Consider the following 7944-nt stretch of genomic DNA (forward strand, 5'->3'; position numbering starts at 1 on the left):
GCCCTATCAAGTTGGGCTCTGATCAGCCCTTACGCCGGGCCTTCGGGGCCCTTTCATTCCCAGCCAGCTGGCGAAACGCCTCTTTTCGGCGATGACGGAGGTTTGCTGGGCAGCCGATACCGTTCTCGTTGGCCCGTGCTGGTTAGGCGGGCCCTCTCCGCCCCCCGCGCCGAGCTCCATCCACCGGAGCGGAGAGAACAACGAGAACTTCTCGGATGGAGGCGGCGGACCGTCGGCAAGCGTGCCGCGGCCGGGCAACCTGATCAGCCCGGAACCGACAGCGGACTTCGCAGGCGCGGGCCCCACAGAGAGGAACCGATCAATGAGCGGACGCCATCGCAAACCCACGACGACCTCATTCAGCGTGGCCAGGATCGCGGTCACCGGCGCGGTGATCAGCGGCGGCAGCCTCGGCATGACGGCCCAGGCGCAGGCCGCGACCGACTCCGAGTGGGACGCCGTTGCCTCCTGCGAGTCGAGCGGCAACTGGGCGATCAACACCGGCAACGGCTACCAGGGCGGCCTGCAGTTCGCCCCCAGCACCTGGCTGGGCTTCGGCGGCGGACAGTTCGCCTCCGCGGCGCACCTGGCCAGCCGCGACGAGCAGATCGCCATCGCCGAGAACGTCCTCGCCGGGCAGGGCAGGGGCGCCTGGCCGGTCTGCGGGCGCGGACTGTCCGGGCCGACGCCGCGCGACGTGTCGGTCGAGACCTCCGCCGAGGCGCCCGCCGACACCCCGGCCGCCCCGCTGGACAACCCGCTGCCGGAGGTGCCGGTTCCGGCTCCCGACGCCGCAGCGGCGCCGGCCGCGACTCCCGCACCGGACGCTCCCCCGGTCGCGCCGCCCGCGGCCGGCCCGCAACCGGCGGTCATCTCCATCTCGCAGACCGTGCCGGCACCGGCCGGTCCCGCGGCGCCTCCAGTCGTCCCGGCGCCCGTCGTCGTCCCGGCGCCCGTAGTCGTCCCGGCGCCCGTCGCCGCCGCCGCTCCGGCGCCGGCCGACGGTGTGCAGCATCTGCCGAGCGCGGACAGCCCGCCGCCGGGCACCAGCACCGACCCCGGCGCCCCGGGCGGCAACCCGAACGTGTCGTACCTGAAGGATCTGTGGCAGGCGGTGAAGAACAACGAGATCGACCGCGACGAGTTCCTGCTGGCCCTGGCCCAGCGTTCCTTCACCGGCCCGGTCCCGTCCGCCGGCCCGGCCCCGGGTTCCGCGGCGCCGCCGGCCGGCTAGACAGCGGCGGTCACGCCCAGTTCACCCATTCGTCGGTGCCGTCGGCGAAGAACTGGTGTTTCCAGACCGGAAGCCGCTCCTTCACCGTGTCGACCAGTCGCGCGCACACGGTGAAGGCGGCGGCCCGGTGGTCGGCGGAGACCGCCGCGACCATGGCGGCGTCGCCGATCTGCAGGGTGCCGACGCGGTGGCTGGCCGCGATGGCCCGAACCCCGGTCGCCTGGGCCGCCACCTCGGCGAGGACTTCGAAGAGGATCTGCTCGGCGTGCGGGTGCGCCGAGTAGTCCAGGCGCAGCACCTCCCGGCCGCCGTCGTGGTTGCGCACCGCGCCGGCGAAACCTACTACGGCGCCGGCGGATTCGTGCGCGACGAGGTGCTCGTGCTCGGTCAGCAGCAGCCTCTCCCCGGTCACCGCAGCGCGGACGATCCGAGTCATCGGTGGTCACCTCCGGCCAACTGGTCCAGGGCGTGGTCGAGGACTTCCGCCAGGACGCCCAACCCGTCGCGGACGCCGCCGGTGGAGCCGGGCAGATTGACCACCAGGGTGCGCCCGGCGACACCGCACACTCCGCGGGAGAGCACCGCGGTGGGCACCGCGGGCAGGCCGGAGCGCCGGATGGCGTCGGCCAGTCCCGGGATCTGGTAGTCCAGCACCGCGCAGGTGGCCTCCGGGGTGCGGTCGGTGGGCGAGATCCCGGTGCCGCCCGAGGTGATCACCACGTCGACGCCGTCGCGCACCGCCGACCGCAGTGCCAGGCCCACCGGTTCGCCGTCGGGGACCACCTCGGGGTCCGGGACGGCGAGCCCGCGGCCGGTCAGCCAGTCCCGGATGATCGGGCCGCAGCGGTCGTCGTAGACTCCCGCCGCCGCGCGGTCGGAGGCGATGACCACCCGTGCCGTCCGGCTCACCGCGAGTGCGTCCAATCGCCGGTGCTGCCGCCCTCCTTGCGGATGACGCGCACGTTGTCGATGCGCGCCTCGGGGTCGACGGCCTTGATCATGTCGTAGACGGCCAGGGCCGCGACCGTCACCGCCGTCAGCGCCTCCATCTCGACGCCGGTGCGGTCGGTGGTGCGCGCCGAGGCGGTGATTTCGATTGCGCTGGAGCCGATCACGAAGTCGACGTCGACACCGCTCAGCGCGATCTGGTGACACAGCGGGATGAGGTCGCTGGTTCGTTTGGCGGCCAGGATGCCGGCCACCCGGGCGGTCGCCAGTGCGTCGCCTTTGGGCAGATCGGCGTCGGCGACGAACCCCACGACCTGCGGCGTGGTGTGCACGGTCGCGGTCGCGGTCGCGCGGCGGTCGGACGCGGGCTTACCGCTGACGTCCACCATCCGAGCGGCGCCGTGGTCGTCGACGTGCGACAACCGGTGCCGCCCGCTGCTCACGAAAGGCTCAGGAAGTTTCGCGCAGGCGCCGGAAGCGGTCGGGTTTGTTGACGGAGGTGACCGGGTGGACGTACGGAAGCGTCGAAGCCGGCAGCGGGAAAGTGAGGTCGCCGAACGGCGACAGCGCCCCCACCATGGGCGAGGCGAGTTCGCTGACCGGGTGGTCCTCGGGATCGCGGGTCGGCCAGCCGTTGTCGACGTACCTGTGTTTCTGCAAGTTCTCAGCCACGTCCTTCATTCTGGCACTTGTCCGGAGAAATCTCCCAGAAGCCGACTGAATTACCCTTGTCGGCGATGACCGAGCAGCAAGCCACCCGCAGCGTGCCACTGGGCGCGTGGCTGTCCGGTCTGTCCGACGAGCGTCTGGTCGGACTGCTCGGACTGCGGCCGGACCTGGCCCAACCCGCGCCCGGCAGCATCGCCGCCCTGGCCGCCCGCGCCGCATCACGGCAATCGATCAAGGCCGCGGCCGACGAGTTGGACTTCCTGCGGCTGGCCGTCATGGACGGCCTGCTCGTCCTGGGCGCCGACCACGCCGCCGTACCGGTCGACGTCCTCAAGCGCCTGATCGGGGAGCGCGCCTCCGACACCGACCTGAACGACGCCCTCGACGATCTGCGCGCCCGCGCCCTGACCTGGGGCGAGGAGGAGTTGCGGGTCTCGGCGGAAGCCGGCGCCGCGCTGCCCTGGTATCCGGGTCAGGCGGTCACCGATTCGGACGCCGCGGACGAGCTCGGGCAGGCCCTCGACGGCCTCGACGACGCCGCCCGCGAGGTGCTGGAGCGACTCGTCGCCGGCCCCCCGGTCGGGCGCACCCGCGACGCCGCCGCCGGCGCGCCGGCCGATCGCCCGGTGCAGCGGCTGCTGGCCGCGGGACTGCTGCGCCAGGTGGATGCCGAGACCGTCCTGCTGCCCCGCGTCGTCGGCCAGATCCTGCGCGGGGAGCAGCCGGGACCGATCGGCCTTGCGGCGCCGGATCCGGTGGTGAGCACCACCTCGGCCGCCGACGTCGACGCGTCCGCGGCCGGTGCGGTGATGGAGTTGATCCGCCAGGTCGAGGTCGTCCTGGAGACGCTGTCCGCGGCGCCGGTGCCCGAACTGCGCAGCGGCGGCCTCGGCGTGCGGGAGGCCAAGCGGCTGGCCAAGATCACCGGAATCGGCGAACAGCGACTCGGACTGATTCTGGAACTGGCGGCGGCGGCCGGTTTGATCGCCAGCGGCGTCCCGGGCGTGCCGGCGCCGGATGCGGCGACGTTCTGGGCGCCGACGGTGGCCGCCGACCGTTTCGCCGAAGCCCCGGCGGAGTCCCGATGGCTTCAGCTCGCCGTCGCCTGGCTTGAGCTTCCATCCCGCCCCGGCCTCATCGGCGACCGCGGCCCGGACGGCAAAACCTACGGCGCCCTGTCGGATTCGCTGTATTCCACCGCCGCTCCGATGGACCGGGCGCTGTTGCTCAGCCTGCTGGCCGGCCTTCCCAGGGGTGCCGGCGTCGATGCCGTAAGCGCCTCCCGGGCGCTGGTCTGGCGGCGGCCCCGGTGGGCGGCGCGGTTGCAACCGGTCCCGGTCGGGCATCTGCTCGACGAGGCCCACGCGGTGGGGCTGACCGGACGCAACGCGCTGAGTACCCCGGCCCGGGCCCTGCTGGGCGGCGGCGGCGGCGATTCCGCCCTGGCGGCGATGGCCGCGGCCCTGCCCGCCCCCGTCGACCATTTCCTGGTGCAGGCCGACCTGACCGTGGTGGTGCCCGGCCCCCTGCTGCGGGAGATCGCCGACGAATTGGGCGCGGTGGCGACCGTCGAGTCGGCGGGCGCGGCGATGGTGTACCGGGTCGGCGAGCAGTCCGTCCGCCACGCTCTGGACACCGGGCGGACCGCTGACGGACTGCAGCGCTTCTTCGAGAGGTATTCCAAAACCCCTGTGCCGCAAGGTCTGAGCTATCTGATCAACGACGTCGCACGCCGCCACGGCCGGCTCCGGGTCGGCATCGCGGCGTCCTTCATCCGCTGCGACGATCCGGTTCTGCTCTCCCACGCCGTCGCCGCCCCGGCGCTGGCCGGCCTGGAAGTCCGGCTGCTGGCGCCGACCGTGGCGGTGTCCCAGGCGCCCATCGCCGAGGTGCTGGCGGGCCTGCGCCGGGACGGCTTCGCCCCCGCCGCGGAGGACTCCTCGGGAGCCGTCGTGGACCTGCGCCGCCGCGACGCCCGGGTGCCGGCGAATCCGGTGCGGAGGTCGCCGCGCCCGCCGTCGCGGCCGAGTGCGGAAAGCCTCTCGACCGTGGTGTCGATGCTGCGCCGGGTCGACTCCTCGCCGCTGACCGGGATGCGGATGGACCCGGCGGTCGCGATCGCGTTGCTGCGGCAGGCCGCCGTGCACGGCACCGACGTGCTGATCGGATACGTCGACGCCGCCGGCGTCGCCACCCAGCGGATGGTCCGGCCGCTGGCGGTGCGCGGCGGGCAACTCATGGCGTGGGACCCGACCCAGGGCAGACCCCGCGAGTTCGCCGTCCACCGCGTGACGTCGGTCATGTCGGCGGAGTCGGGATAATGGCCCCCATGACGTCGAGGAGCCGGGGGCGGCGTGACTGACGGCCCCCTGATCGTTCAGAGCGACAAGACCGTCCTGCTCGAGGTGGACCACGAGCAGGCGGGCGCCGCCCGGGCCGCGATCGCGCCGTTCGCCGAACTCGAGCGCGCGCCCGAACACGTGCACACCTACCGGATCACCCCGCTGGCGCTGTGGAACGCCCGGGCAGCGGGCCACGACGCCGAGCAGGTGGTCGACGCCCTCGTCACCTTCTCCCGCTACGCCGTCCCCCAGCCGCTTCTGGTCGACATCGTCGACACCATGGCCCGCTACGGGCGGCTGCAACTCGTCAAGCACCCGGCGCACGGCCTGAGCCTGGTCAGCCTGGACCGTGCGGTGCTCGAGGAGGTGCTGCGGAACAAGAAGATCACCCCGATGCTGGGAGCGCGCCTCGACGACGACACCGTCGCCGTCCACCCCAGCGAGCGGGGCCGGGTCAAGCAGATGCTGCTCAAGATCGGTTGGCCCGCCGAGGATCTGGCCGGCTACGTCGACGGCGAGGCGCATCCCATCGGCCTGGTCCAGGACGGCTGGGAACTGCGCGACTACCAGGAGATGGCCGCCGATTCGTTCTGGGCCGGCGGATCGGGCGTGGTGGTGCTGCCCTGCGGTGCGGGCAAGACGATCGTCGGCGCCGCCGCCATGGCCAAGGCCGGCGCGACCACGCTGATCCTGGTCACCAACACCGTGGCCGGGCGGCAGTGGAAGCGGGAACTGATCGCCCGCACGTCGCTGACCGAGGATGAGATCGGCGAGTACTCCGGTGAGCGCAAGGAGATCCGCCCGGTCACCATCGCGACGTATCAGGTCATCACCCGCCGCACCAAGGGTGAGTACCGGCACCTGGAGTTGTTCGACAGCCGCGACTGGGGGCTGATCATCTACGACGAGGTCCACCTGCTGCCCGCGCCGGTCTTCCGGATGACGGCCGACCTGCAGTCACGGCGGCGGCTGGGCCTGACCGCGACGCTGATCCGGGAGGACGGCCGTGAGGGCGACGTGTTCAGCCTGATCGGCCCGAAGCGCTACGACGCGCCGTGGAAGGACATCGAGGCGCAGGGCTGGATCGCCCCGGCCGAATGCGTCGAGGTGCGGGTGACGATGACCGACAACGAGCGGATGCAGTACGCCGTCGCCGAACCCGAGGAGCGCTACAAGCTCTGCTCCACGGCCCGCACGAAGGTGGCGGTGGTCAAGTCGATCCTGGCCAAGCACGACGGCGAGCCGACCCTGGTCATCGGCGCCTACCTCGACCAGCTCGACGAACTGGGTAGGGAACTCGACGCCCCCGTCATTCAGGGCTCGACGAAGAACGCCGAACGCGAGGCGCTGTTCGACGCGTTCCGCCGCGGTGAGGTCAGGACGCTGGTCGTCTCCAAGGTCGCCAACTTCTCCATCGACCTGCCGGAAGCCTCAGTGGCCGTGCAGGTTTCGGGCACCTTCGGTTCGCGGCAGGAAGAAGCCCAGCGGCTGGGCCGGCTGCTGCGGCCCAAGCACGACGGCGGCGGAGCGGTGTTCTATTCGGTGGTCTCCCGGGACAGCCTGGATGCCGACTATGCCGCCCACCGTCAGCGGTTCCTCGCAGAGCAGGGCTACGGCTACATCATCACCGACGCCGACGACCTGCTCGGGCCGGCTATCTAGCCCGGGTTTGCGCCCCGCCCGACCGGCACCCCGGCTTTCCCGATCTCCGACAAAACCGGGCGTTAGTCGGTTACGTTCGACTGGCGGGGTGTCTGCGGGGGGGACTCGGCAGGCACCCCGCCCCTTCGCGAAGGGCCCCCGACACGGCGGTTTCGAGGGCCCTTCGCGAACCCGACGGCTAGGTCAGCAGCGAGGCCGGCGGGTTGAAACGATCGCCGTACCGGGCGGCCAGTTCCTTGGCGCGCGCCACGAACGCGGCCTTGCCACCGGGGTAGCCGGTGATGAACTGCGCGGCGCCGCCGGTCCACGGCGGGAACCCGATACCCATGATGGAGCCGATGTTGGCGTCCGCGGTGGTGTTGATGACACCTTCGTCGAAGCACTTCTGGGTCTCCAGCGCCTCGGCGAACAGCATCCGGTCGATCATGTCCTGCAGCGGCGGCTTGGAAGTGCCGGAGTTGAACTCCTCGCGCAGACCCGGCCACAGCCGGGTGCGGTTGCCGTCGGCGTACTCGTAGAACCCGGCGCCGGACAGCCGCGACGGCCGCCCGAGGGCGATCATCTTCTCCACCACGACCTCGGCCGGATGCGCCACATAGGTGCCCCCGGCGTCCTCGATGCCCTTGCGGGAGGCGACGGCGATCTTGTGCATCAGCTCCATGTTCAGCTCGTCGGAGAGCTGCAGCGGCGGAGCCGGGTAGCCGGCCTGGCTGCCCGCGTGCTCGATCGACGCGGGCTCCACACCCTCTCCGAGCATGGCCAGCGCCTCGTTGATGAAGGTGCCGATCACCCGGCTGGTGTAGAAGCCGCGGCTGTCGTTGACCACGATCGGGGTCTTGCCGATGGCCAGGGTGTAGTCGAAGACCCGGGCCAGCGCCTCGTCGGAGGTCTTCTCGCCCTTGATGATCTCGACCAGCGGCATCTTGTCCACCGGGGAGAAGAAGTGGATCCCGATGAAGTCCTCCTGGCGCTTGACCCCGGTGGCCAGCCCGGTGATGGGCAGCGTGGAGGTGTTGGAGCCGAGTACGGCGTTGGGCTCGACGATGTCCTCGATCTCCTGGAACACCTTGTGCTTGAGTTCCTGGCTCT

The 7944-nt window shown here is 71.7% G+C and carries 8 protein-coding genes; 3 read left to right on the forward strand and 5 right to left on the reverse strand.

The genetic code is table 11. The features are described 5' to 3' along the window. Positions 1-322 precede the first annotated feature (322 nt). A complete protein-coding gene (locus ADBZ5U_RS13055) occupies positions 323-1234 on the forward strand; it encodes a transglycosylase family protein (RefSeq protein WP_526810839.1) in 912 nt (303 codons plus the stop codon). Positions 1235-1244: 10 nt separating this feature from the next. On the opposite strand, the gene ADBZ5U_RS13060 is transcribed toward ADBZ5U_RS13055, so the two are convergent. The 4 genes from ADBZ5U_RS13060 to ADBZ5U_RS13075 are packed head-to-tail and all read right to left on the reverse strand — an operon-like array spanning position 1245 to position 2863. Further along, the gene (locus ADBZ5U_RS13060) at positions 1245-1670 is read right to left on the reverse strand and encodes a molybdenum cofactor biosynthesis protein MoaE (protein WP_526810840.1); all 426 of its coding nucleotides are present in this window, start codon (positions 1668-1670) and stop codon (positions 1245-1247) included. Next, the gene (locus tag ADBZ5U_RS13065; RefSeq protein ID WP_526810842.1) at positions 1667-2143 is read right to left on the reverse strand and encodes a MogA/MoaB family molybdenum cofactor biosynthesis protein; all 477 of its coding nucleotides are present in this window, start codon (positions 2141-2143) and stop codon (positions 1667-1669) included. Before ADBZ5U_RS13065 ends, ADBZ5U_RS13060 begins: the two co-directional genes overlap by 4 nt. Then, positions 2140-2625, reverse strand: a complete 486-nt coding sequence (gene moaC / locus ADBZ5U_RS13070) for a cyclic pyranopterin monophosphate synthase MoaC (RefSeq protein WP_526810844.1) — start codon at positions 2623-2625, stop codon at positions 2140-2142. Before moaC ends, ADBZ5U_RS13065 begins: the two co-directional genes overlap by 4 nt. A gap of 7 nt (positions 2626-2632) precedes the next feature. Then, a complete protein-coding gene (locus tag ADBZ5U_RS13075) occupies positions 2633-2863 on the reverse strand; it encodes a hypothetical protein (protein ID WP_526810846.1) in 231 nt (76 codons plus the stop codon). A 56-nt stretch (positions 2864-2919) separates the two neighbouring features. On the opposite strand from ADBZ5U_RS13075, the gene ADBZ5U_RS13080 reads away from it, so the two are divergent. Together ADBZ5U_RS13080 and ADBZ5U_RS13085 are read left to right on the forward strand one after the other, a co-directional pair. Continuing rightward, complete coding sequence (locus ADBZ5U_RS13080) at positions 2920-5172, forward strand: helicase-associated domain-containing protein (protein WP_526810848.1); 2253 nt, start codon at positions 2920-2922, stop codon at positions 5170-5172. A gap of 33 nt (positions 5173-5205) precedes the next feature. Further along, positions 5206-6855, forward strand: a complete 1650-nt coding sequence (locus ADBZ5U_RS13085; RefSeq protein WP_526810850.1) for a DNA repair helicase XPB — start codon at positions 5206-5208, stop codon at positions 6853-6855. Between the two features lie 178 nt (positions 6856-7033). Here ADBZ5U_RS13085 and ADBZ5U_RS13090 read toward each other — a convergent pair. Then, positions 7034-7944: 3-hydroxyacyl-CoA dehydrogenase family protein (locus ADBZ5U_RS13090; RefSeq protein ID WP_526810852.1), on the reverse strand; the 911-nt coding region annotated here is incomplete at its 5' end.

This window comes from Mycobacterium sp. (assembly GCF_040398885.1).
Taxonomy (GTDB): domain Bacteria; phylum Actinomycetota; class Actinomycetes; order Mycobacteriales; family Mycobacteriaceae; genus Mycobacterium.

What these genes read in the sequence shown, in the direction of transcription:
- ADBZ5U_RS13060 (WP_526810840.1), bottom strand. Translation starts at nt 1,670, where the DNA reads ATGACTCGGATCGTCCGCGCTGCGGTGACCGGGGAGAGGCTGCTGCTG.
- ADBZ5U_RS13080 (WP_526810848.1), top strand. Translation starts at nt 2,920, where the DNA reads ATGACCGAGCAGCAAGCCACCCGCAGCGTGCCACTGGGCGCGTGGCTG.
- ADBZ5U_RS13075 (WP_526810846.1), bottom strand. Translation starts at nt 2,863, where the DNA reads ATGAAGGACGTGGCTGAGAACTTGCAGAAACACAGGTACGTCGACAAC.
- ADBZ5U_RS13055 (WP_526810839.1), top strand. Translation starts at nt 323, where the DNA reads ATGAGCGGACGCCATCGCAAACCCACGACGACCTCATTCAGCGTGGCC.